Here is a 24,352-nt window from a genome sequence, read left to right on the forward strand (position 1 = left end):
GGACCCGGGAGGGGGTGAGGGCCGCGGCCCTCACCCCCTTCAGGCCGGCATGCTCATCAGCGCGATCGGGTCCGAGGTCGGCTGCTCCGACCCGCCGGACGGCTCGACCGTGATGCCCACACCGGCCGCACCGTCGACGGCGCCCTCCATCAGGACCGCCTGGCTGGTGCTGCCGGGGTCCATCAGGCCCGCCGAGCGCATCGTGCCGTGGTCGTCGAACCAGAGCTGGTACACCTTGCCCCGCGGCGGTTCGGCCATGCCCGAGGCGAGGAAGACCGCCCGGTCCTGGCCCTCGGAGACGACCAGCGTGCCGCTCGCCCCGTCGGCCAGTCGCGCCGTGCGGGACTCGGCGTCCGGCGCGGCCAGCACTCCGGCGAGGGTCTCGGCCCGCCGCTCGGCCTGCGCGGCCCGCTCCCCGGCGTCCTGCGCGCGGTCGTACTGCCACGCCGCCGTGCCGCCCAGACCCGCCGCGGCGGCCAGGCAGGCGGCCAGCGCCCAGCGGGCCAGACCGCGCCCGCGGGCACGACGCGGCGCGTCTTCCCGGCCGTGCCGCCGCCCGGCGGAACCTGGCGCACGGTGGTGATGCGGTGCAGTACCCGGTCCTTGAGCACCGGTCCGGGTACGACCGTCGCGGCCAGCCCCAGCCGGGCCGTCGCGGCGGCGAACTCCCGGGTCTCCTGCCCGCAGGTGGCGCAGTCCGCCAGGTGGCGTTCGAAGGCGTCCCGCTCGTCGTCGGGCAGGGCGTGCAGGGCGTAGGCGCCCGTCAGGCTGTGCAGGTCCTCGGTGCGCATCACGCGCTCACCCCCAGGCAGTCGCGGAGCCGGATGAGACCGTCGCGCAGTCGCGTCTTGACCGTGCCGAGCGGCAGCGCGAGCGCCTCGGCCACCTGCCGGTAGGTCAGGCCGCGGTAGTAGGCGAGGGTCACGGACTGGCGCTGGATCTCGGTCAGGGTGCGCAGACAGCGCCGCACCTGCTCCCGCTCCAGGCGGGACTCGACCTGTTCGGTCACCTCGTCGTACTCGGGCGTGCGGTCGAGCAGGGCGGCCTTGTGGTCGCGGGCCGCGGCGGCCTCCACCGACCGCACCCGGTCCACGGCCCGCCGGTGGGCCAGGGTCAGGATCCAGTTCACCACCGTGCCGCGCTCGGGCCGGTAGCGGGGCGCCGTGCGCCACACCTCGACCAGCACCTCCTGCGCGACCTCCTCCGACTGGGCCTGGTCGCGCAGCACCGCCCGGGCGACCCCGAGCACGGACCCCGCCACCGCGTCGTACACGGCGGCGAAGGAGTCCTGATCGCCCAGGGCCACCTCACGGATCAGCTGCTGCAGATCGGGTTGGGACGATGGATTTCTGCCGATGTGTACGGCTTCCTTCACGACGGTTGCTCCAAAAGAATGTGCGACGGCGGGGAGGTCCCCGCGTAATACGAGGCAGCGCCCCCCGCGGATTGGTCGCGGGTCGCGCGAAGCCGCGGTGGCCTCGCCCGCAGCCCACCCTCCCACGGGTGCACGGGGGGTCCCGGACCCGTCCGCGCCGCCTTCCCCCCGAGGAGGCCGCCCTCGTCGACGCGCCGCGCGCCGTCCCCGGGGCGTGGACCGAGGGCCTGTCCCGCGTCGCGGTGGACGACGCCGGCCTCCCGGTCGGCCGCGCCCTGCCGGCCCGCTGCCACATCGGCGACCGCCCGGCGCTGTGCCCGGCCCCCGTCGCCGTCCACCCGCCGTCCCGCGGCACTTTCCTCCGCGCAACCCCTTGACCCGACGTCCGCGGTCCTCCACATTACTGGTTAATGCGCATGAGGTAATGCGCATTAACAACGTCGGCGCGACAGAGGGGAAGCAGTGGTGGCGAAGGAAGCCGCAGGGCGGGCGAGGCCGGGGAGGGCTCCCGCGCCGGCCGGTCGGCGGGCCCGGCCGAGGCAGGCGGAGGTGGCCGGGCTCGCCGGTGTCTCGCAGGCGACGGTGTCCCTGGTGCTCTCCGGGCGCGACCTCGCGACGGGGCGGCCGATCTCCGCGGAGACCCGGGCCAAGGTCCTGGACGCCGCCCGCAGCCTCGGCTACGTCCCCGACCCGGCCGCCAGCCGCCTCGCCGCCGCCCGCAACAACCTGCTCGGCGTCTTCAGCTTCACCGCGACCTTCCCGACCGACGTGCGGCACTCGTACTACCCGTTCCTCGTCGGCGTGGAGCAGGAAGCCGCCGCGCAGGGCTACGACCTGGTGCTCTTCACCGGGTCGAGCACCGGGGGAGCGGGCGCCGGGGGTGCCGGGGCGCTCAACCGCGTACGGCTGGCGGACGGCTGCCTCTTCCTGGGCCGCCACGCCCCCGCCGACGAACTGAGCCGCCTGGTGGCCGACGACTTCCCCGTCGTCCACGTCGGCCGCCGCGACGAGCCGGAGGGCCTCGCCTGGGTCGGCGCCGACTACGTCAGCGCCAGCCGCGAGGTCGTCACCGCGCTCGCCGGGCTGGGCCACCGCCGCGTCCTGCTCGTCCGCGAGGACGACGACGCGCCCGCCTCCACCGACCGTGAACGCGGCTTCCTCGACGGGCTCGCCGACAGCGGACTGCCCGCGGGCCCCGGGGCCGTGTTCCGTTCCGGCGAACCGCGCCGCGACCTCACCGCCGAGCGGCTCCGCGGCTGGCTGGCCGACGGGGTCACCGCCTTCGTCGCCGAGGAGACCGACACCGGCGCCGCCTGGCGTGCCCTGCGCGCAGCCGTCGACGAGGCGGGCCTGGACTGCCCCGGCCAGGTGTCCCTCGCCCTGCTCGGCAGCCCGCCCGCCGACCTCGCCGACGGACCGGCGCCGATGGGCTTCGACATCCCGCGCCCGGCGCTCGGCGCGGAGGCCGTACGGCTGCTCGCCGCCCGCATCGCGGGCGGGCCCGCCGAGGGCACCCTCGTCGCCTGCGCCTTCAGACCGGGCGCGACCGCGGGCCCGCCGACCGCCCCTCGAACCCGCCCCTGAACCTCGCCCCACCCACAGAACCGACCGCACCACCCAAGGAGCAGCGTGATACCGGAACCCGACATCCTCGTCGTCGGCGGCGGCCTCGGCGGCGTCGCTGCGGCCCTCGCCGCCTGCCGGGCCGGCCGCAGTGTCGTCCTGACCGAGGAGACGGACTGGATCGGCGGCCAGCTCACCAGCCAGGCCGTACCGCCCGACGAACACCCCTGGGTCGAACAGTTCGGCACCACCGCCACCTACCGGCGCCTGCGCGAGGGCATCCGGCAGTACTACCGCCAGTGGTACCCCCTGCGCGCCGAGGCCGCGGCCCTCACCGACCTCAACCCCGGCGCCGGCCGGGTCAGCAAGCTCTGCCACGAGCCGCGCGTCGCCCTCGCGGTCCTGGAGGGCATGCTCGCCCCGCACCGGGCGGCCGGACGCCTCACCGTCCTCACCGAGCACCGGCCGGTGGCCGCCGAGGCGGACAACGATGTCGTACGCGCCGTCACCCTGGAGGACGTCCGCGACGGCACCCGACGCACCGTCCCCGCCCGCTACGTCCTGGACGCCACCGAGACCGGCGAACTGCTGCACCTCGCCGGCGTCGAGCACGTCAACGGCGCCGAGTCCCGCGCCGAGTTCGACGAACCGCACGCCCCCGACGAGGCCCAGCCGAACAATCAGCAGGGCATCACGGTCTGCTTCGCCCTCTCCCACCACGAGGGCGAGGACCACACGATCGACCGTCCCGCCGACTACGACTTCTGGCGCGACTACAAGCCCGACTTCTGGCCCGGCCCGCTGCTCGGCTTCGAGGCCCCCGACCCGCGCACCCTGGAACCGGTGCCGCGCACCTTCGAACCCAACCCGGACCTCGACCCGCTGGCCGTCAGCGCCGACCAGAGCGCGGACGCGGGCGACAAGGAACTGTGGGGCTTCCGCCGCATCCTCGCCCGCAAGCTGCACACCGACGGCGCCTTCGACTCGGACATCACCCTCGTCAACTGGCCGCTCAACGACTACTGGCTGAGGCCCTACATCGGCCAGGAGGCGGAAGCCCTGCGCGAGGCACGGCAGTTGTCCCTGTCGGTCCTGTACTGGCTCCAGACCGAGGCGCCCCGCACCGACGGCGGCACCGGATTCCCCGGACTCCGCCCGCGCCCCGACGTCACCGGCACCGCCGACGGCCTCGCCAAGGCGGCCTACGTCCGCGAGTCCCGCCGCATCAAGGCCGTCACCACCGTCACCGAGCACGACGTCTCCATCGACCTGATCGGCCCCTACGGCCGCACCCGCCACCGGGACTCCGTGGGCGTCGGCAACTACCGCATCGACCTGCACCCCTCCACCGGCGGCGACGGCTACGTCGACATCGGCTCCGTGCCCTTCGAGATACCGCTCGGCGCGCTCGTCCCGCGCCGGGTGCGCAACCTGCTCCCGGCCGGCAAGAACCTCGGCACCACCCACATCACCAACGGCTGCTACCGGCTGCACCCGGTGGAGTGGAACGTCGGCGAGGTCGCCGGAGCCCTCGCCGCGCACTGCCTCGCCGAGGACGTCGAGCCGCACCAGGTGCAGGCCGAGGACAAGAGGTTCGAGGAGTTCGCCAAGGTACTCGACCGCGACGGCGTACAGCGTCACTGGCCCGACGTCAGGGGCTACTGAACGACCCCGCGCGCGGAGCGAGTCCGGGCGGGGCAGCACCACCTGCCCCGCCCGGTGACCGCCCGCGCGTGGACCGACCCAGCACAAGGAGGTGCCCGGACATGACCACCCACCGCATCCGCGTCGGCATCGACGTGGGCGGAACCTTCACCGACGCCGTGGCGGTCGACGCCACGACGCTCCGGCTCGTGGGCCAGGTGAAGGTCTCCACGAGCCACCATCACGAGGACGGTGTCGCGCACGGCATCGTCGAGGCGCTCGACCGGCTGCTGACACAGACCGGACACGCACCCGCCGACGTGGCCTTCCTGGCGCACGGCACGACCCAGGCTACCAACGCCCTGCTGGAGGGCGACGTCGCCACCGTCGGCCTGCTCGGCATCGGCACCGGCGGCGGAACGTACTTCACCCGCCGGCTCGCCACCCTCGCCAAGCTCGAACTCACCCCCGGCAAGCGGCTGCCGCTGCACTACGCGCACGTCTCCGACCCCGAGGACGCTCCCGCCGTACGGGCCGCCGTGGACCAGCTCACCGCCGCGGGCGCCCAGGCACTGGTCGCCAGCGAACCCTTCGGCGTCGACCGGCCCGAGGGCGAGGAGGCGGTCGCGGAGGCCGCCCGCGTCACCGGCCTGCCCACCACCGCCGCGCACGAGATCACCTCCCTCTACGGGCTGCGCAAACGCACCCGCACCGCCGTGGTCAACGCGGCGATCCTGCCGCGCATGCTGGCCACCGCCGACCTCGTCGACGCCTCCATCACCAAGGCGGGCGTCACCGCCCCGCTGATGGTGATGCGCTGCGACGGGGGAGTGATGTCGCTGGACGAGATGCGGCGCAGGCCCCTGCTGACCGTGCTGTCCGGGCCGGCCGCCGGGGTCGCCGGAGCGCTGATGCAGGAACGCGTCAGCGAGGGCGTGTTCCTGGAGACCGGCGGCACCTCCACCGACATCAGCGTCGTCAGGCGCGGCAAGGTCGCGGTGCGGCACGCAGTGCTGCTCGGCCGGACCTCCTACCTCAACGCCCTCGACGTCCGCACCGTCGGCGTCGGCGGCGGCTCCATGGTGCGGGTCTCCGGCGGCCGGGTCACCGGCACCGGACCGCGCAGCGCGCACATCGCCGGGCTGCCGTACGCCTGCTACGCCGACCCGGCCGACCTGCGGGACGCGAAGCTGAGCACGATCAGCCCGCTGCCCGGCGACGCCGCCGACTACGCGGTCCTCGACGCGGCCGGGGGCCGGTTCGCGCTCACCATGACCTGCGCCGCCAACGCGCTCGGCCGGGTCCCCGAGGGCGACTTCGCCCACGCCGACCCCGAGACCGCCCGCGCCGCGCTGGCCCCGCTCGCCGCTGCCCTCGGCACCGACGTACCCACCGCCGCCGCCCGGTTGCTGGACGCCGGCACCGGCCAGGTGAAGTCCGTCGTGGACGACCTGGTGCGCGAGTACCGCCTCGACACCGACACCGCCGTCCTGATCGGCGGAGGCGGCGGCGCGGCCTCGGTCACCCCGCACCTGGCCGCCCGCACCGGCATGACCGGCCGCATCGCCCGGCACAGTGAGGTCATCAGCCCCATCGGCGTCGCCCTCGCCCTGGTCCGCGAACAGGTCGAGCGGATCGTGCCGGGCGCCACCCAGGAGCAGATCCTCGCCGTCCGCGCCGAGGCCGAGCGCGCCGTCGTCGAACAGGGCGCCGCCGCCGACGGCGTCGAGGTCGAGGTCACCGTCGACCCGCAGACCAATGTCGTCCGCGCCATCGCCACCGGCGCCACCGAACTGCGCACCCAGGACCGGGCCCACCGCGCCGACGACGCCGAGCGCCTGCGGCTGGCCGCCGCCAGCCTCAAGACCGACCCGTCGAAGGTGCACGTCCTCGCGGGCACCCCCGCCCACACCGTGTACGGCACCGAGGTCCACCGCCGCTTCCGGCCCGTCCGCCACCCGGTCCGCGTCGTGGACGCCGACGGCGTCGTACGCCACCACGCCCCCGACGCCCGGGTCGAGGCCACCACCGTCGCCGCCGCCCCCGAGGTCCTCGCCAAGCTGGTCACCGAGCACACCTCCTACGGCGACGGAGGCGTCCGCGCCCCCGCCGTACGGCTGCTCCTCGGCTCCCGCGTCGCCGACCTCTCCGGCGTCCTGGACCCGCAGCCGCTGCTCGCCCTCGCCCGCAGCGAACTGCGCTCACGCGCCGCCGACGAGCCGGTGGTCGCCGTACTGGAGGTGCGCGAATGAGCGCCTCCCGGGCCCCGGTGACGGACGGCCTCGCCGCCACCGACGACATCGGCTGGGCCGTACGGCTGCTGGCCGCCACCCCGACCCACGAGCACCGCGACCCGGAACTGCTGCGCCACTGGGCGCGGGCGGCCGACGCGTTCGGCGCCGCGCTCGCGCCCGTCGAGTGCACCGCGCGGACCGTGGAGAGCGACGGCGGGCTGCGACTCGGACTGCTGGCCCGCTACACCTCCCGACCGCCCACGGTGGAGCTGTTCACCGACACCCTCGCGCTCGCCGAGCGGGTCGTCGACGCCCGCGGCTGGCGCGACTGGTACCCGCCCGGCTCCGTACGGGCCGCCGCCCTCGCCCACGAGGCGGTGCACGTCCACCTCCACCACCGGGCGGCGAAGGCCGCGCTGAAGCGCGCCCTCGGGCACAACGCCCTGCGCCTGGGCCGGCTGCGCGTTCCCGGCCACGTCGCCGGGGCCGAGGAGGTGGCCGCGCACGCCTACGCCCGCACCGTCTGCGGACTCGGCCGCAGCCCCCTGCTGCTGACCGCCGCCCTGGCCGCCGAGGCCGAGACCGGAACCGTCCCCTCACCCGCACGTGACGCAAGAAGAGAGAACTGACCCATGGGTGTCGTCATCCTCCTCGTCATGGCGGCCGGTGTCGCCGCGATGCTCACCCGCAAGCTCCCCACCGCCTTCGCGCTGGTCCTGCTCGCCGTGGTCATCGCCTTCCTCTCCGGCGCCCCCCTGACCGGCGAGAACAGCGTCCTGGACACGGTGCTCCAGGAGGGTGCCCCGGCGCTCGCGGCGACGATGGTCGCGATCATCCTCGGCTCCTGGCTCGGCAGACTGCTCGACGAGACCGGCATCGCCGGCACCCTCGTCCGCAAGATCGTCGAGTTCGGCGGCGACCGGCCCACCGTCGTCGCCCTCGGTGTCCTCGCCGTCTCCGCGCTCGTCGGCACCGTCACCGGCTCCGCGCCCGCCGCGATGCTGGCCGGCATCATCGGCATCCCCGCGATGGTCGCCGTCGGCGTGCCCAAGGTGACCGCCGCGGGCACCGTGCTGATGGGCATCGCGGTCGGCGTCCCCTTCGAACTGCCCGTCTGGCAGTTCTTCTCCACCGCCCTCGACCTGCCCGTCGACACCGTACGCGGCTTCATGGTGAAGCTGTTCCCGTTCGCGCTGGTCGCCGCCGTCGCCTACGTCGTCATCGAGAACCGGCGGCGCGGCACCGAGCACGCCTGGTCGCTCAAGTCGGTCTCCGCCCGCCCGGCACCGCGCCGCGAACGCCTCGGCGACGCGCCCTGGTACGCGCTGCTCGCCCCCGTGATCCCGCTGGTCCTGGCCCTCGGCCTGGACGTGGCCATCATCCCCTCCATGCTGGCCGGCGTGCTCTACGCACTGGTCAGCACCACCCGCCCCGGCGAGATGAACAAGCGGCTGCTGCGCACCCTCTACGGCGGCTTCGAGGTGGCCGCGCCGCCGCTCGCCCTGTTCGTGGCGATCGGCATCCTGCTCGCGGCCGTCAAACTCCCGGGTGCGGTCGACGCGCTCGAGCCGCTGATGAAGGCGGTCAGCCCGCAGAACCCGGTGCTGTTCGTCATCGTCTTCACCGCGCTGGTGCCGCTGTGCCTGTACCGGGGCCCGCTCAACGTCTTCGGTCTCGGCGCCGGCATCGCGGGCGTCCTCATCGCCACCGGCATCTACCCGGCCGTCGCCGTCCTCGGCATGGCCACCTCCTACAACCAAGTCTTCGGCGTCGCCGACCCCACCAGCACCCAGACCGTGTGGGCCGCGCAGTACGCGGGCGTCAGCCCCCAGCAGGTCATGGTCCGCACCCTGCCCTACGTGTGGCTGGTCGCCCTCGGCGGCATGTGCGTCACCGCCGCCCTGTACGTGTGACACCCCCCTCTCCCCAGGAGTCGACATGCACGAGCCGCACCTCGACCGCCGTCTGTTCCTGAAGGGCACGGCCGTCACCGGCGCCGCCCTCGCCCTGGGCACCACCACCGTGCCCACCGCCTCCGCAGCGCCCGGCGGATTCCCCGACTACACCTACGTCCGCACCCTGCTGACGCCGTCCCGGCTCGCCTACAACCCCACCGGCGAGATCATCTTCCCGACCGTCCGCGGCGTCTACGACCGGCTGCCCGCGAAGGGCCGGCTCGGCCGCTACTACCTCTACTACGCCCCGCACGACGCCCCCGGCGGCATCTGCCTGGCCTACGGCGACTCACTGGAGGGGCCCTTCACGGAGTACCCCCACAACCCGATCGTCTCCAACAAGTGGTCGCCGCACTACTCCGTCAGCCACGTCTCCTCACCGCACGTCATGTGGCACGCGGGGAGGAAGGAGATGTGGCTGTACTTCCACGGCGAGAACACCACGACCAGGCTCGCCCGCTCCACCGACGGCATCCACTTCACCTACGACAAGGTCGTGCTGACCACCTCGATGCTGCCCTCCGGCACCACCGAGACCTCGTACGCGCGGGTCTTCCCGCACGAACTGCCCTCGCGCGGCGCGCACTACGCCATGGTGTTCATGACCAACAACACGTCCGACCACCGCGACATCGGCTGGGGCTGGTCCGCGGACGGCCGCACCTGGACGTTCGCCCAGGAGCCCCTGGTGCGCCACGGCGACGTCGGCGCGGTCAACGTGGGCGGCCCGCACCTGCTGCACCGCAACGACAGCACGTACGTCGTCTACAACAAGGACAAGGGGAGCGGCGGCGACCTGATGATCACCGAGGTCGGCAACGACTTCTCGCTCCGCCGGCACCTCGGCGTCTTCTACGACTCCCGCGGCTCGGCACCGGAGAACGGCCGCGCGGCGGCGCCGAGTTTCGGCACCGACCACGGCGTGCCCTACATGATCTACGAGGCGGGGGAGCGGCTGGCCGGTTCGATCGCGATGGCCCGGGGCTGACCCCGGCCCGCCGCCGCACACGACAGCGGGGCCGCGCGTCCGGATCGGACGGGCGGCCCCGCTGTCGTCGGGTGTGCCTAGGCGACGGGCGCCGCCGGGTCCTTGTCGACCGGCGTGGCGGGGCCCTCGCCGGACTCCTCGGCCAGGCGCTCCATGCCGCTGGTGGTCTTCAGCGGCTTCTCCTTGATGAACACCACGGCGACCAGCGCCAGCACGGCGAACGGCGTGGCGACCAGGAACAGGTCGGCCGTGGCGACGGCGTAGGCGTGCTCGACGATGGCCCGCATCGGGGCGGGCAGCGTGGACATGTCCGGGACGCTGCTCCCGCCGGAGCCCTCACCGCCCGGGACGGTGATGCCCGCGTCGCTCAGTCCCTTGGCCGTCTCGCTGGCGACCCGGTTGGCGAGGATCGCGCCGAGGACGCTGACGCCGATGGTGCCGCCCATGCTGCGGAAGAAGGACAGCACGGAGGTCGCGGCGCCCAGGTCGGAGGCGGACACGTCGTTCTGGGCGGCCAGCACCAGGTTCTGCATCAGCATGCCGACGCCGACACCCAGGACCGCCATGTAGAGGCTCAGCAGACCGAAGCTGGTCTTGGCGTCGATGGTGGCCAGCAGGGCGAGGCCGACGGCCATGACGACCGCGCCCGCCACCAGGTACCGCTTCCACTTGCCGGTCCTGCTGATCACCTGTCCGGCGACGGTGGACGACACCAGCAGGCCGAGGATCATCGGCAGGCTCATCAGACCCGCGACGGTCGGCGTCTTGCCGAGCGAGATCTGGAAGTACTGCGAGAGGAAGACGGTCCCGCCGAACATGGCGACACCGACCAGGAGGCTGGCGACGGTGGTCAGGGTGACCGTGCGGTTCCTGAAGATGTCGAGCGGGATGACGGGCTCGGCGGTGCGGGCCTCGACGAACACCGCCGCGACCAGCAGCACCACGCCGCCGCCCGCGAGGGCGCCGGTCTGCCAGGACGCCCAGTCGAACTCGTTGCCGGCCAGCGACACCCAGATCAGCAGGGCGCAGACACCGGCGACGATCAGGAAGGCGCCGAGCCAGTCGATGCGCACCTGGCGCTTCACCGTGGGCAGGCGCAGGGTGCGCTGCAGCAGCGCGATGGCGAGCAGCGCGAACGGCACTCCGATGAAGAAGCACCAGCGCCAGCCCAGCCACGAGGTGTCCACCAGGACGCCGCCGACCAGCGGTCCGGCCACGGTGCCCACGGCGAAGACGGCACCGAAGATGCCCGCGTACTTGCCCAGCTGGCGGGGCGGGATCACGGACGCCATCACGACCTGCGCGAGGGCGGTCAGACCACCCGCGCCGATGCCCTGCACGACCCGGCTGAAGATCAGCAGCCCGACGCCGTGCGAGAACCCGGCCAGCAGCGAGCCGACCACGAACATGCTCAGCGACAGCTGGAGCAGCAGCTTCTTGTTGAAGAGGTCGGACAGCTTGCCCCACAGGGGCACCGTGGCGGTCATCGCCAGCAGTTCGGAGGTGACGACCCAGGTGTAGGACGACTGGCTGGCGCCCAGGTCGGCGATGATCGTGGGCAGCGCGTTGGCCACGACGGTGCCGGCCAGGATCGCGACGAACATGCCGGCCATCAGGCCGGACATGGCCTGGAGTATCTGCCGGTGGGTCATGGAGGTGGGAGGCGCGTCGGCGGGCGCCTGGGATGCGGTCACGACATCTCTTTCGGTGGTGGTCTGGTGGTTCGCGAGCCCGGCGCGGAGACTACGCGGAGGGTGCCGGAAGGCCGGCGGCGAGGAGGGTGAAGACCTCGCGGAAGACGTCCAGGAAGGCGGCTTCGTCCTGGTGGGCGGACCAGTGGTCCATGCTGGTGCGCACGGCGGCGCCCGCGACCGCGGCCAGCAGCCGCGGGTAGAGCCCGGAGCCGGGCCCCGGCCCGGGGCCGCCCGCACCGCCTGTGCCGTTCGGGCCGCTCGTACGGTCGGGCCCGCGCAGGCGTTCGGCGATGGCGTCGGCCAGACCGGCCTCGGCCTCCATGTGCGCTCCGACGCCGCGTGCCAGGAGGTGCGGTGCGGCGTGCAGTACTTCGGCGTGCAGCCGCCACAGTTCGTGCTGCTGTTCCGCCTCGGCCAGCTCCGCCGCCATGGCCTCGCGCAGGGCTGCCAGCGGGGAGAGTTCGGCCGGTGCGTCCAGGACCGCACGCCGCATGCGTGCGCCCGCGTCCGCGTCGATGACCACGAAGGCGTCGTCGCGGCTGTCGAAGTAGTTGAAGAAGGTACGCACCGACACCCCGGCCGCGGCGCTGATCGCCTCGACGGTGACCTTCTCCGCCCCGTGTTCGGCGGCGAGACGTACCGCGGCCTCGGCGAGAGCGGCACGCGTGGCCCGCTTCTTCCGCTCCCGCAGACCGCCCCCCGCGGTACCCTTCTCCGACATAAGTTGCATGGTATGCAAAGATGCACGACATGCAAAATTGGCGGGCGCCGATCCCGGAAGGGACCGGCGCCCGCCGTCACGGTGCGCCCGGATCAGGCCGCCAGTCGGGCCAGCGTCTCCTCGAAGGGGACCGCGTCCCCGGCGGGCCGGTTGTGGGGCAGCCGGGCCAGTGCCGCGGCCATCCCGCAGGTGTTGGTCACCCCGGAGAAGACCAGCCCGGCGCCTATCGCGCCGGACAGCCAGTGTGCGGGGCGCCAGAAGCGGCCCGCCACGAAACCGGCCGCGACGAGCGACCCGGCGGCGAGGCGCACCTGCCGGTCCATCGGCCACGGCGTACGCGCCCCGGCCGGACGCTCCACGGGGTGACCGGCCGCCGCCCAGGCGCCGGTTCCGCCGTCGAGGGTGGATGCCTCGACGTTCCGCGCCGCCAGCCGCGCGCAGCCCTTGGCGGACCGGTTGCCGGAGGCGCACACGAGCAGCAGCGGTCCACGCGCGGCGGCCGCCGCGAGGGCGTCGGACGCCTCGTCGAGCCGGTCCAGCGGAACGTTGTGCGCCCCGGGCAGGTGGCCGCCGGCGTACTCGCCGGGGGTGCGGACGTCGACCACGGTGAACTCGCCGAGGCGGCTCGCCGCCTGGGCGGTGGTCAGGTTGGTGGTCGGGGCGGCGGTCAGTGCGGTGGTCAGTGCGGTGACCGGTTCGATGGGAGTACTCACGAGGGGAGAACCTTTCTCGTCGTTCGGCCCCCCGCGCGGTAGGATACCCGCGGGGGTATGTAGAGGATCGGGTGGAGGAGGAGAGGGAACGTGGAGCTCGACATGTCGGCCGACGAACTGAAGTCGGCGCTCAACCGGCTGCGGCGTGCCCAGGGGCAGCTCGCCGGGGTCATCCGGATGATCGAGGAGGGCCGCGACTGCGAGGACGTGGTCACCCAGCTCGCCGCCGTCTCGCGGGCCCTGGACCGGGCCGGCTTCTCGATCATCGCGACGGGGCTGCAGCAGTGCATGACCAGTGACGACCCCGAGGTGCGCGACTCCGCGCAGATGCGGGCCCGGCTGGAGAAGCTCTTCCTCTCCCTGGCCTGACCCGCCGGGCCCGTCGCGCCGCTCACAGGACCGCCGTGGCGCCCATCGCCACGGCGACCGCGAGCAGCACGCCGCCGAAGACGCGCCGCAGGGTCACGGCGGACACCTTCGCCGCCAGCCGCCTGCCGTCCCACGCGCCGAGGGCGGCGGTGGCCAGGAACGGCAGGAGCAGCGCCAGGTCCAGGTGCACGGCGGTGTGCGCCCGGGCCGCGAGGGCCACCAGCGCGTTGGCCATGACCACCAGCAGGCTCGTGCCCACCGCCGCGCCCATCGGCACCGCGAGCACCGCCACCAGCGCGGGCACCGCCAGGAAGCCGCCACCGACGCCGAGGAACCCGGTCACCGCGCCGAGACCGGCCCCGGCCCCGGCCGCCCGGGCCCCCGACACGGTGCCGTCCCGGCGCGGTGCGCGCCGGCGCAGCATGTGCAGGCCGGCCACGGCCGCCAGGGCCGCGAACAGCGTCGTCAGCACCGCCTCGGGAACCCGTGCCGACAGCGCCCCGCCGCGGCGGCGGGCAGCAGACCCGCCGCCGCGAACAGCAGCCCGGCCCGCCAGCGCACCGCCCCCGTCCGGGCGTGGGACACCAGCGCGGTGGCCGAGGTGACGATCACGACGACCAGGCTCGCGGTCGTCGCCGCCGCCGGGGTGAAGCCGAGCAGGTAGATCAGCGCGGGCACGGTGAGGATGCTGCCGCCCGCGCCCAGCGCGCCCAGGGAGACGCCGGCCACGGCGCCGGCGAACAGGGCGAGGATCAGCGGCGTCATGCGGCGCTGTCGTCCGAGGGCGTCACGAGGGGGAGACCGGCCTCGGCCGCCGCGGCGAAACCGTCGTCGACCGCGACCACCTCGCGGCCGGCGGCGTCCAGCACGGACGCGGCGATCGCCGCCCGCATCCCGCCCGCACAGTGCACCCACACCGTGCCCGGCGGCACCTCGCCCAGGCGCCGGTGCACCTCGTGCACGGGCAGGTGCACGCTGTCCCGGACCCATCCGCGGGCGCGTTCGGCGTCCCGGCGCACGTCGAGGACCACCGCCTCCTCGCCGCCGCGCCGGGCCGCGGCCAGCTCGGCGAAGGTGGCACGCCGGAACGAGGCCGGACGGTCCCCGGCCACGACCCACTCGGCCGGGGACCCCACCGCCGCCGCGGCCGGCCGGTCGACGCCGACCCGGGCCAGCTCGCGCTGGGCGCGGGCCAGGTCGTCCGCGCTGTGCGCGAGCAGCGTCACCGGCCTGCCCCACGGAATCATCCAGGCCAGATAGGTGGCGAGCTGTCCGTCGACCTCGAAGTTGACCGACCCGGCGACGTGACCGGCGGCGAAGGCCATCCGGGAGCGCAGGTCCACGACCCACTCCCCGGCGGCGAGACGGCGCGCGATCTCGTCCGCGTCGGCCCGCCGGGGCTCGGTCAGGTCCAGGGGAGCGGGGCCGTCGATGTTCACCGGAGCCATGTGCGCGTAGTAGGCGGGCACGTCGTCCAGACCCGCCAGCAGCTCCCGGACGAAGGTCTCCACGTCCTGGACGAGCGCCGGGTTGGCGGCCTTCTCGGCGCCGATCGTGCTGTGCTCGCCGCCGGAGGCCGAGGACGAGCAGAAACTGCCGAAACCGTGTGTGGGCAGCACGCTCACCCCGTCCTCCAACTGATCCGCGAGACGGTGCGCGGAGGCGTGCTGCGCGCGGGCCAGCTCCTCGGTCAGCCGGGGCTCCACGAGGTCGGGCCGGCCCACGGTGCCGATCAGCAGCGAACCGCCGGTGAAGGCGGCCACGGCCCGCCCCGCCTCCCGCAGGACGTACGAGGTGTGGTGCGGGGTGTGGCCCGGCGTGGCCACCGCGCGCAGCTCCAGGCCCTCGTCCACCGGCTCCACGTCGCCGTCGGCCACCGCCTCGCGCGCGTACGCCACCTCGGCACCGGCCGGCACCAGGTAGCGTGCGCCGGTGAGGCGGGCCAGCTCCAGGCCGCCGGTGACGTAGTCGTTGTGGACGTGGGTCTCGGCGACGGCGGTGATCCGCACCCCGCGCCGGGCGGCCGCGGCGATGACGCGGTCGATGTCCCGCGGCGGGTCCACGACCACGGCCGAGCGGGGACCGCCCGCCAGGTAGCTGCGGTTTCCCAGTCCCTCGGTCTCGAGGACCTCGACAAAGAACACGGCAGGCTCTCCTTCCTGTGTACCCCCGGGGGTATCTCTCCCAGCCACCGTAACAGACATACCCAGGGGGGTATTATGGAGAGCCTCCTCACATGCTCACGGCCTCGCCGGGCCGCCGCCGCGGATTCCCGCCGCCCGCCTTCGACAACTCCTGTGTGGAACGGCGAAGTCGGGGTACAAGGGGCCCGGCACGGTCGACACCGGGGTCGGCGCCGGTGACGGCCGTGCCGCTCTCGTCACGCACCGTCGCCCCCTGCCCCGCGGTATCGGCGCCGCGTGGTCCGTTCGGTACGCGGGGTGACCCGAACGGCCCTCTCGGGTACCCGCCCGGTCGGCGCAGGGTTGGGATGTGCACGGGCACCCCGTGCCCGTGCGCCCCGACCGGCTGTCCCGACACGGAAGGACCCCCGATGTCCGTCGACCCGCAGCAGGCGCCGCCCGGGCCCACCGACGAAGAGCTCGCGGGCCTGGACGTCCACTGGCGTGCCGCGAACTACCTCGCCGTCGGCCAGATCTACCTGATGGCCAACCCCCTGCTGGCCGAACCCCTGCGCCCGGAACACGTCAAACCGCGCCTGCTCGGCCACTGGGGCACCTCACCCGGACTCAACCTGGTCCACACCCACCTCAACCGGGTGATCAAGGCACGTGACCTCGACGCCCTCTGCGTCTGGGGCCCCGGCCACGGCGGCCCCGCCGTACTGGCCAACGCCTGGCTGGAGGGCTCGTACACCGAGACCTACCCGGACATCACCCGGGACGCGACCGGCATGGCCCGGCTGTTCAAGCAGTTCTCGTTCCCCGGCGGCGTGCCGAGCCACGTGGCACCCGAGACGCCGGGCTCGATCCACGAGGGCGGCGAGCTGGGCTACGCGCTCTCGCACGCCTACGGCGCAGCCTTCGACCACCCGGGCCTGACGGTCGCCTGCGTGATCGGCGACGGCGAGGCGGAGACCGGCCCGCTGGCGACGTCCTGGCACTCCAACAAGTTCCTCGACCCGGTGCACGACGGCGCCGTCCTGCCGATCCTGCACCTCAACGGCTACAAGATCGCCAACCCGACGGTGCTCGCCCGCCTCCCCGAGGCCGAACTCGACGAACTCCTGCGCGGCTACGGCCACGACCCGGTCCACGTCACCGGCGACGAACCGGCCGCCGTCCACCGCGCCATGGCCCACGCCATGGACACCGCCCTGGACCGGATCGCCGCGATCCAACGGGCCGCCCGTGAGGAGGGCGCCACCGGCCGCCCCCGCTGGCCCGTGATCGTCCTGCGCACCCCCAAGGGCTGGACCGGCCCCGCCGAGGTCGACGGAGTCCCCGTGGAGGGCACCTGGCGTGCCCACCAGGTCCCCCTGCCCGCCGTGCGCACCAACCCGGACCACCTCGCGCAGCTGGAGCGGTGGCTGCGCTCCTACCGGCCCGAAGAACTCTTCGACGACGACGGGGCCCCGCGACCCGCGGTCCTCGCCGCCGTCCCCGAGGGGCCGCGCCGCCTGGGCGCCACCCCCTTCGCCAACGGCGGACTGCTGCTGCGGGAACTGCCCCTGCCCCCGCTCGACACGTACGCCGTCCCCGTCGACGCACCCGGCGCGAGCATGCACGAACCCACCCGGGTCCTCGGCGACCTGCTCCGGGACGTCATGGACGCCACCACCGACCGGCGCGACTTCCGGCTCGTCGGCCCCGACGAGACCGCCTCCAACCGCCTCCAGGCCGTCTACGCCGCCAGCGGCAAGGCCTGGCAGGAGCGGACGCTGCCCGTCGACGAGGACCTGGACCGGCACGGCCGCGTGATGGAGATCCTGTCCGAACACACCTGCCAGGGCTGGCTGGAGGGCTACCTCCTCACCGGCCGGCACGGACTGTTCTCCTGTTACGAGGCGTTCGTCCACATCGTCGACTCGATGGTCAACCAGCACGTCAAATGGCTGCGCGTCACCCGCCGCCTGCCCTGGCGCGCACCCATCGCCTCCCTCAACTACCTCCTCACCTCCCACGTGTGGCGCCAGGACCACAACGGCTTCTCCCACCAGGACCCCGGCTTCGTCGACCACATCCTCAACAAGAGTCCCGAGGCCGTCCGGGTCTACCTGCCGCCGGACGCCAACACCCTGCTCTCGGTGGCCGACCACGCCCTGCGCAGCCGCGACTACGTCAACGTGATCGTCGCCGGCAAGCAGCCCTGCTTCGACTGGCTGACCATGGAGCAGGCCCGGACGCACTGCGCGCGCGGCGCCGGCATCTGGGACTGGGCCGGCACCGAGGACGGCACCCGCGAACCCGACGTCGTGCTCGCCTGCGCGGGCGACGTCCCGACCCAGGAGGTACTGGCCGCCGCCCAACTGGTCCGCCAGCACCTGCCCGGACTCGCCGTACGCGTGGTGAACGTGGTGGACATCGCCCGCCTGCTGCCCAGCGGTGAACACCCGCACGGTATGAGCGACTTCGAGTACGACGGCCTGTTCACCGCCGACAAGCCGGTGATCTTCGCCTACCACGGGTACCCCTGGCTGATCCACCGGCTCGCCTACCGGCGCACCGGCCACACGCACCTGCACGTGCGCGGCTACAAGGAGATCGGCACCACCACCACCCCGTTCGACATGGTGGTCGGCAACGACCTGGACCGCTACCGCCTCGTCATGGACGTCATCGACCGCGTCCCCGGCCTCGCCGTGCGCGCGGCGGCCGTACGGCAGCGGATGGAGGACACCCGGCTGCGGCACCACGACTGGATCCGCGAACACGGCGTGGACCTGCCCGAGGTCGCCGACTGGACCTGGGAGGGCTCGCGGTGACCGCGACCCCGTCGACCTGGGACTACGACCACTACGACCCCGCGGAGGAGCGGCTGCGCGAGTCCCTGTGCGCCCTCGGCAACGGCTACTTCGCCACCCGCGGCGCCCTGCCCGAGTGCGACGCGGACGACACCCACTACCCGGGCACCTACGTCGCCGGCTGCTACAACCGCCTCACCTCCACCGTCGCCGGACGACAGGTGGAGAACGAGGACATGGTCAACCTCCCGAACTGGCTGCCCCTGCGCTTCAGGGCCGCCGGAGGCGACTGGCTCACGCCGGACACCGCCGAGGTGCTCGACCACCGGCAGACCGTGCACCTGGACTCGGGCGTCCTGGAGCGCCGCACCTGCTTCGGGCTCGGCGCCGCAGGCGTGCTGTCCGTGCGCCAACTGCGCCTGGTGCACATGGCCGACCCCCATCTCGCCGCCCTGCGCACGGAGTTCACGGTCGACGCCGGACCGGTCGACCTGGAGGTGGAGGCGGCCCTCGACGGCGGCGTCACCAACTCCGGGGTGCCGCGCTACCGGGAGCTGGAGGGCCGCCACCTCGTCCACGTGCACACCGGCAGCGCCGACGACGGCACGGTGTGGCTGCGCTGCCGCACCCGCACCTCCGACATCCGGGTCGGCATGGCCGCCCGCACCACCACCGCCGCCGCGCCCGTCACCGCGGCACGCGGGCACCTGAGCGTCACCCAGCGCACGACCCTGCGCGCCGAGGCGGGCCGCACCGCCACCGTCGACAAGGTCGTCGCCCTGCACACCTCACGCGACCCGGCCATCAGCGACCCGCTCCAGGCCGCGGTGGACCGGGTGGCCGACGCCCCCGGCTTCAACGACCTGCTGGTGACGCACCGCACCGCCTGGGCCCAGCTGTGGCGCAGGGCCGACCTCGACGTACCCGGGGAGGCCGGCAGCATCCTGCGCCTGCACCTCTTCCACGTGCTCCAGACGCTCTCCCCGCACACCGCCGACCTCGACGTGGGCGTCCCCGCGCGCGGACTGCACGGGGAGGCCTACCGCGGCCACGTCTTCTGGGACGAGCTGTTCGTCCTGCCGTACCTGAACCTGCACTTCCCCGAGGTGTCCCGCGCCCTGCTCCACTACCGGCACCGCCGCCTGGAGCGGGCCGTCCACTCCGCCCGCGCGATCGGGCGCCGGGGCGCGCTGTACCCCTGGCAGAGCGGCAGCGACGGCCGCGAGGAGACCCAGCAGCTGCACCTCAACCCGCGCTCGGGGCGCTGGCTCCCGGACCACTCGCACCTCCAGCACCACGTGGGCTCCGCCATCGCGTACAACGTGTGGCAGTACTGCGAGGCCAGCGGGGACGCCGAGTTCCTGCACACCAAGGGCGCCGAGATGCTGCTGCAGATCGCGCGCTTCTGGGCCGACTCCGCCACCTGGGACGAACGGCTCGGGCGGCACCGCATCCGGGGCGTGGTCGGCCCCGACGAGTACCACGAGGCCTACCCGGGCGCCGACCGGCCGGGCCTCGACGACAACGCCTACACCAACGTCACCGCCGCCTGGGTCCTGTCCCGCACCCTCGACGTCCTCGCCGACCTGCCCGAACCCCGCCGCCGCGAACTCGTCGAGCGCACCTCCCTGGGCGAGGGGGAACTGGAGCAGTGGGACAGCGTCTCCCGCACCCTGCACGTCCCCTTCCACGAGGGCGTCGTCAGCCAGTTCGAGGGGTACGGCGAACTCGCCGAACTCGACTGGGAGGGCTACCGCGAGCGGTACGGCGACATCCGGCGCCTCGACCGGGTCCTGGAGGCCGAGAACGACAGCGTCAACAACTACCAGGCGTCGAAGCAGGCCGACGTCCTGATGCTGGGCTACCTGTTCTCCCCGGCGGAACTCCGCTCGCTGTTCCGCCGGTTGGGCTACGGCCTCGACGAGCGGACCTGGCAGCGCACCGTCGACCACTACCTGGCCCGCACCAGCCACGGGTCCACCCTCAGCGGACTCGTCCACGGCTGGATCCTGGCCCGTGCCCGCCGCGCCGAGGCCTGGGCGTACTTCCAGGAGGCGCTCAAGGGCGACGTCGCCGACCTCCAGGGCGGCACCACCGGGGAGGGCATCCACCTCGGCGCCATGGCGGGCACCCTCGACCTGGTCCAGCGCGGTCTGACCGGCCTGGAGACCCGCGCGGGCGCCCTGTGGCTGGACCCGGTGCCGCTGCCGGAGCTGTCGTCGTACGGGTTCTCCGTCCGCTACCAGGGCCACTGGGGGGTGCGGTTCCGGCTGGAGCACGGCCGACTGGAGATCGCCGTGCCCGCGGCCGGACCGCTGCCGATCGACGTGTGCCTGCCGGACCGCGAGGTGCGCCTCCAGCCGGGCGACACGTGCCGGCTGGTGCTGCCGGACGGACCGGCGGGCCCGTCGGCCCGTCAGCCGGGCAGGGGGTAGGAGACCGTGCGGGGCGACCCGTCCGGCCTGCCGTCGGTGTAGGTGAGGGTGATCCGGGTGAAGTGCGGCTCGCCCGTGCCCTGTCCCGCGGCCGTGGGCTGGTCGAGCCGCACGGTCACCGGATACGAGTGGAAGGCGCCGGCGGCGCAGTAGGGGTCGCAGTCGTTCACGGCGTTGGTGCCCCGGCCCACCGCGGCGTGCGTGTCCCAGCGGTACCAGGTGATCGAGACCAGGCGGCTGTTGCCGTCACCGCAGGCCAGTACGTACGACGCGGGCCCGATCTGCGGCTGCCCGGAGCAGTCGACCAGTACGGGGTCCTGCGTCTGCTGGGTGCGAGTTGTCGGCTGCGCCGACGGTGCGGCGAAGGCCGTGCCGAACGGTACTGCGAGCGCGGCGGCGGCACAGAGTGTGACCGCTGCCCTCATCGGGTTCCTGCCCATGTCTGCTCCCGGCCGTCTCGGGGTCGCTTGTCTCCGCTTCCCGTCCTCCGGTACCGACCGTACGGCCGTGCTCCGGAACGCACCACTCGTACGGAGCAGCGCGGACGCTGCCCGGCCGGGTCGAGCAGCCCCGCCACCGGGCGACGGGCCCGTCCGACCCCGCCCGGCGCGTCCCGTGCCGCCGGCGGCCGGAGCGGGCGTCCGGGTGCTGCCGCCGCACCTCAGAGGCCGACGGGGTCACGGACCAGCGGACACGTCATGCGGTGCCCTCCGCCGCGCCCCCGGCCCAGTTCCGCGCCCACGATGGTGACGACCTCGACCCGGGCCTCGCGCAGCAGCGCGTTGGTCAGGGTGTCGCGGTCGTAGGTGAACACCACACCGGGCTCCACCGCGAGGGCGTTGTTGCCGCTGTCCCACGGCCGGCGTTCACCGGCGTGGGCGTCGCCGCCCGTCTCCACCACCCGCAGCTTCGGCAGCCCCAGCGCCTTGGCCACGACGTCGACGAAGGGCGTCGTGCCCTCGTCGACGACGTCGAAGCCGGGGGCCCGGTCACCGGGGCGCAGCGAGAAGGTGCGGACCGCGTCCATGATCGGAGGGCACAGGGTGACCACGTCCCGGTCGGCGAAGGTGAAGACCGCGTCCAGGTGCATGGCGGACCGCAGCTTCGGCATCCCGGCGACGACGACGTGCTCGGCGGCCCCCCTGCGGAACAGCGCGGCGGCGACCTGGGTGATGGCCTGCCGCGAGGTGTGCTCGCTCATGCCCATGAGGACGACACCGTTGCCCACCGGCATGATGTCGCCGCCCTCGAACGTCGCCTGGCTCCCGTCGAGTTCGGGGTCGCCCCACCACACCGTCGAGCCCCTGAAGTCGGGGTGGAAGGTGTAGATCGCCTTCATCAGCAACGTCTCGTCGTGCCGCGCGGACCAGTGCAGCGGGTTGAGGGTGAGCCCGCCGTACAGCCAGCAGGTGGTGTCACGGGTGTACAGGGTGTTCGGCAGCGGCGGCATCAGGTACTCGCGCGCGCCGGCGGCCTCGCGGGCCAGTGCGAGGTGCGGGGAGCGGAAGTCCTCGGGCAGGTCACCGGTGGCGAGCCCGCCGACCAGGTACTCGGCCAGTTCCCTGGGCGACAGGGTCTCCAGGTAGGCGCGGGTCGCGTCGACGAGGCCGATGCCGACCCGGTCGGCGGTGATCTTCCGGTCCAGGAGCCACGCCTTCGCCTCCGGGATCGCCATGATCCGCGCCAGCAGGTCGTGCAGCTCCACCACCTCCACGCCGCGCCGGCGCAGTTCGCCGACGAACGCGGCGTGGTCGCGCTGGGCGTTCTCCACCCACATGACGTCGTCGAAGAGCAGGTCGTCGGAGTTGGCGGGGGTCAGCCGCCGGTGTGCCAGTCCGGGGGAGCACACCAGCACCTTGCGCAGCCTGCCGACCTCGGAATGGACGCCGAGCGCGGGTCTCGCACTGCTCTCGTTGCTGGTCACACGGCCTCCTTGAAGGATGCGGGACGAGGCCGGGCACCGCGCCGGCCACGGAGCCGGCCGGGACGAGGGGTACCCCCGCCGTGGGCGCCCGGCCTTGGCGTACGCGAGCACACCGGCGTCGAGTGTGACCACTGTGCCTCAGGCGGTGGCCCGGGGCATCTTGTCGACGCCGGGCACGCGGGATGCGAGGCGCGCGCCGGTCAGCCGTGCAGGGCCAGGTACGGGGCCAGCGCGAACAGGGTCGTGATCAGGGCGTACTTCAGATGGCGCGTGGGCAGCGCGTGCGCGATCCGCCAGCCCAGCAGCACCCCGGCCAGCTCGGGGACGCCGACCAGCACGGCCAGTGGCCAGTCGACGGCACCGTGGGCCACATAACCCAGCGTCCCCACACCGGCGATGACGACGGACTGCGCCTGGGCCGAAGCCAGCGACTCCAGCACCGGCACGCCCAGCGCCACCAGCAGCGGCACGGTCAGCATCGGCCCGCCGATGCCCACGACACCGGCCGCGACGGCCACCGCGAAACCCAGCCCGGCCACCACCGCCGTACGGGGATGTGTCCGCGCCGCGGCCGGGCGGCGGCGCTCGCGGAACCACACCAGGCCCGCCACACCCGCCACGAACACGCCGAGCACCAGCCCGAACATCCGCTTCGACACGTAGGAGTTGACCATGACTCCGAGCGGGGTACCGGCCAGCGCGCTCACCGCCAGGACCAGCGCCGTGCGCCGGGTCCGCGGGTCGCGCAGTTGCCCGGAGCGGGTGTAGGCGGCGGTGGCGAGGGCCCCCGTGGCGACATGGGTGACGATGGCCGTACCGGCCACCTCCGCGGGCGTCAGCGAGGTGAGGGCGAACAGGCCGATCGTGGGCAGGACACCTCCCGGACCGACGGCCGTGATCCCGATCCCGCCGACCAGCCCCAGCAGCCCCAACGCGATCAGTACGGGCACACTCACACCGGCCATCGCCGGCCTCCTTCCCCACACACGGGTGTCCGGCCCCGGTCAGACGGTGGTCCGCGGCCCGCCGCGGTGGAGGGTGGAGCGCAGGGTCATCCGGTCCGCGCGGATCCGGATCGACTCCACGTCCACCGGCCGGCCGTCCGCGAGCCGGGTCAACCGCTCCAGGGCGAACACCGCGGCCCCGGCCTCGATCCCCAGCAGCCGCGCCGTGTCCGCGTCCGCGTTGACCGCGTGGACGGCCACCTCGGCCCGCCCGAGCGGGGCGCCCGCCGCCTCCTCGATCAGGGAGAACACATCCCGCTCCACCAGGTCGCCGGCGAGCACCGCACGGCCGGTCTCCGCGGTCAGATGACTGCTGTCCAGCGACAGCGGCAGCCCGTCCAGCCACCGCAGCCGCTCCACGTACACGCCGCCCGCTCCCGGCGGCACCTCCAGCCGGGCGGCGATGGCGGCGGGCAGGACGGGCACCTCCGCGGCGGCCCGCACCTCGTTGGTCACCGTGCCGCGCCCGGTCAGCTCCTCGGCCAGACCGGTCAGCCGCTCAAGACCGTGACCGTACTTCGACAGCACCACCGTCGTCCCGACCCCGCGCCGCCGCGTGATCAGCCCCTCCTGCCGCAGCAGTGCCAGGGCGTCCCGCACGGCGTTGCGCGAGGCACCGAAGCGGCGGCCCAGAATCCGCTCGTCCGGCAGTACGCCGTCGGCGGGGGTGCCGTCGGTGATCTGCTGCCGGAGCACGTCGGCCAGCTGCCTGGCCCGCTCGGCGCGCGGTCGTCCCACGTGCTGGTCCATGCCGCTCACGGTAACCCGCACCTTGTTTCGCCGACGTTACGCCACCCATATTGACCTGC

The 24,352-nt window shown here is 73.8% G+C and carries 19 protein-coding genes and 2 pseudogenes; 10 read left to right on the forward strand and 11 right to left on the reverse strand.

The window, feature by feature from the left end:
• Positions 1 to 39 precede the first annotated feature (39 nt).
• Both BJ961_RS15685 and BJ961_RS15690 read right to left on the reverse strand, forming a co-directional pair.
• Positions 40 to 791 (reverse strand): annotated as a pseudogene (locus BJ961_RS15685) (anti-sigma factor).
• Positions 791 to 1,375: a sigma-70 family RNA polymerase sigma factor gene (locus tag BJ961_RS15690; RefSeq protein WP_271413446.1), complete on the reverse strand. Its 585-nt coding sequence runs from the start codon at positions 1,373 to 1,375 to the stop codon at positions 791 to 793. The pseudogene BJ961_RS15685 and the gene BJ961_RS15690 overlap by 1 nt, the downstream one beginning before the upstream one ends.
• 128 nt (positions 1,376 to 1,503) lie before the next feature.
• Between BJ961_RS15690 and BJ961_RS15695 the strand changes: the two genes are divergently transcribed.
• The 7 genes from BJ961_RS15695 to BJ961_RS15725 all read left to right on the forward strand — a co-directional run bounded on the left by BJ961_RS15695 (position 1,504) and on the right by BJ961_RS15725 (position 9,759).
• A complete protein-coding gene (locus BJ961_RS15695) occupies positions 1,504 to 1,752 on the forward strand; it encodes a hypothetical protein (protein ID WP_271413447.1) in 249 nt (82 codons plus the stop codon).
• Positions 1,753 to 1,924: 172 nt separating this feature from the next.
• Positions 1,925 to 2,959, forward strand: coding sequence for a LacI family DNA-binding transcriptional regulator (locus BJ961_RS15700; protein ID WP_271413448.1), 1,035 nt, complete (start codon positions 1,925 to 1,927; stop codon positions 2,957 to 2,959).
• 45 nt (positions 2,960 to 3,004) lie between these two features.
• Positions 3,005 to 4,603 carry an FAD-dependent oxidoreductase gene (locus BJ961_RS15705; protein ID WP_271413449.1) on the forward strand — a complete coding sequence of 533 codons (1,599 nt, stop codon included), beginning with the start codon at positions 3,005 to 3,007 and terminating at the stop codon, positions 4,601 to 4,603.
• Between the two features lie 101 nt (positions 4,604 to 4,704).
• Entirely contained in the window at positions 4,705 to 6,834 is a 2,130-nt protein-coding gene (locus tag BJ961_RS15710; protein WP_271413450.1) for a hydantoinase/oxoprolinase family protein, read from the forward strand.
• Positions 6,831 to 7,445, forward strand: coding sequence for a hypothetical protein (locus BJ961_RS15715; protein ID WP_271413451.1), 615 nt, complete (start codon positions 6,831 to 6,833; stop codon positions 7,443 to 7,445). Before BJ961_RS15710 ends, BJ961_RS15715 begins: the two co-directional genes overlap by 4 nt.
• Positions 7,446 to 7,448: 3 nt before the next feature.
• Entirely contained in the window at positions 7,449 to 8,729 is a 1,281-nt protein-coding gene (locus tag BJ961_RS15720) for a TRAP transporter large permease subunit (protein WP_271413452.1), read from the forward strand.
• A 25-nt stretch (positions 8,730 to 8,754) separates the two neighbouring features.
• Positions 8,755 to 9,759, forward strand: coding sequence for a twin-arginine translocation signal domain-containing protein (locus BJ961_RS15725; protein WP_271413453.1), 1,005 nt, complete (start codon positions 8,755 to 8,757; stop codon positions 9,757 to 9,759).
• Between the two features lie 77 nt (positions 9,760 to 9,836).
• Here the strand turns inward: BJ961_RS15725 and BJ961_RS15730 are convergent, their stop codons facing one another.
• The 3 genes from BJ961_RS15730 to BJ961_RS15740 all read right to left on the reverse strand — a co-directional run bounded on the left by BJ961_RS15730 (position 9,837) and on the right by BJ961_RS15740 (position 12,857).
• Positions 9,837 to 11,453, reverse strand: coding sequence for an MDR family MFS transporter (locus BJ961_RS15730; protein ID WP_271413454.1), 1,617 nt, complete (start codon positions 11,451 to 11,453; stop codon positions 9,837 to 9,839).
• 49 nt (positions 11,454 to 11,502) lie between these two features.
• On the reverse strand, positions 11,503 to 12,183 hold the full coding sequence (locus BJ961_RS15735; protein WP_271413455.1) for a TetR/AcrR family transcriptional regulator: 681 nt from the start codon (positions 12,181 to 12,183) through the stop codon (positions 11,503 to 11,505).
• Positions 12,184 to 12,266: 83 nt separating this feature from the next.
• On the reverse strand, positions 12,267 to 12,857 hold the full coding sequence (locus tag BJ961_RS15740) for a rhodanese-like domain-containing protein (RefSeq protein WP_271417059.1): 591 nt from the start codon (positions 12,855 to 12,857) through the stop codon (positions 12,267 to 12,269).
• Between the two features lie 120 nt (positions 12,858 to 12,977).
• Here BJ961_RS15740 and BJ961_RS15745 point away from each other — a divergent pair, with 120 nt between their 5' ends.
• Entirely contained in the window at positions 12,978 to 13,256 is a 279-nt protein-coding gene (locus BJ961_RS15745; RefSeq protein ID WP_003978241.1) for a metal-sensitive transcriptional regulator, read from the forward strand.
• A 22-nt stretch (positions 13,257 to 13,278) separates the two neighbouring features.
• Here BJ961_RS15745 and BJ961_RS15750 read toward each other — a convergent pair.
• Positions 13,279 to 14,021: pseudogene (locus tag BJ961_RS15750) on the reverse strand (sulfite exporter TauE/SafE family protein).
• Complete coding sequence (locus tag BJ961_RS15755; protein WP_271413456.1) at positions 14,018 to 15,400, reverse strand: MBL fold metallo-hydrolase; 1,383 nt, start codon at positions 15,398 to 15,400, stop codon at positions 14,018 to 14,020. Before BJ961_RS15755 ends, BJ961_RS15750 begins: the two are co-directional and overlap by 4 nt.
• A gap of 410 nt (positions 15,401 to 15,810) precedes the next feature.
• Between BJ961_RS15755 and BJ961_RS15760 the strand changes: the two genes are divergently transcribed.
• Both BJ961_RS15760 and BJ961_RS15765 read left to right on the forward strand, forming a co-directional pair.
• On the forward strand, positions 15,811 to 18,201 hold the full coding sequence (locus BJ961_RS15760; RefSeq protein ID WP_271413457.1) for a phosphoketolase family protein: 2,391 nt from the start codon (positions 15,811 to 15,813) through the stop codon (positions 18,199 to 18,201).
• Positions 18,198 to 20,615 carry a glycoside hydrolase family 65 protein gene (locus BJ961_RS15765; protein WP_271413458.1) on the forward strand — a complete coding sequence of 806 codons (2,418 nt, stop codon included), beginning with the start codon at positions 18,198 to 18,200 and terminating at the stop codon, positions 20,613 to 20,615. Before BJ961_RS15760 ends, BJ961_RS15765 begins: the two co-directional genes overlap by 4 nt.
• Here the strand turns inward: BJ961_RS15765 and BJ961_RS15770 are convergent.
• The 4 genes from BJ961_RS15770 to BJ961_RS15785 all read right to left on the reverse strand — a co-directional run bounded on the left by BJ961_RS15770 (position 20,597) and on the right by BJ961_RS15785 (position 24,293).
• The gene (locus BJ961_RS15770; protein ID WP_271413459.1) at positions 20,597 to 21,055 is read right to left on the reverse strand and encodes a hypothetical protein; all 459 of its coding nucleotides are present in this window, start codon (positions 21,053 to 21,055) and stop codon (positions 20,597 to 20,599) included. The genes BJ961_RS15765 and BJ961_RS15770 overlap by 19 nt on opposite strands.
• A 221-nt stretch (positions 21,056 to 21,276) precedes the next feature.
• Positions 21,277 to 22,539, reverse strand: coding sequence for an arginine deiminase (locus BJ961_RS15775; protein WP_271413460.1), 1,263 nt, complete (start codon positions 22,537 to 22,539; stop codon positions 21,277 to 21,279).
• Between the two features lie 200 nt (positions 22,540 to 22,739).
• Positions 22,740 to 23,504, reverse strand: a complete 765-nt coding sequence (locus BJ961_RS15780; protein WP_271413461.1) for a sulfite exporter TauE/SafE family protein — start codon at positions 23,502 to 23,504, stop codon at positions 22,740 to 22,742.
• A gap of 39 nt (positions 23,505 to 23,543) precedes the next feature.
• Positions 23,544 to 24,293: a GntR family transcriptional regulator gene (locus BJ961_RS15785; protein ID WP_271413462.1), complete on the reverse strand. Its 750-nt coding sequence runs from the start codon at positions 24,291 to 24,293 to the stop codon at positions 23,544 to 23,546.
• Positions 24,294 to 24,352: the final 59 nt, after the last annotated feature.

Origin of the sequence: Streptomyces lienomycini (assembly GCF_027947595.1) — a bacterium.
GTDB classification, from domain to species: Bacteria; Actinomycetota; Actinomycetes; order Streptomycetales; family Streptomycetaceae; genus Streptomyces; species Streptomyces lienomycini.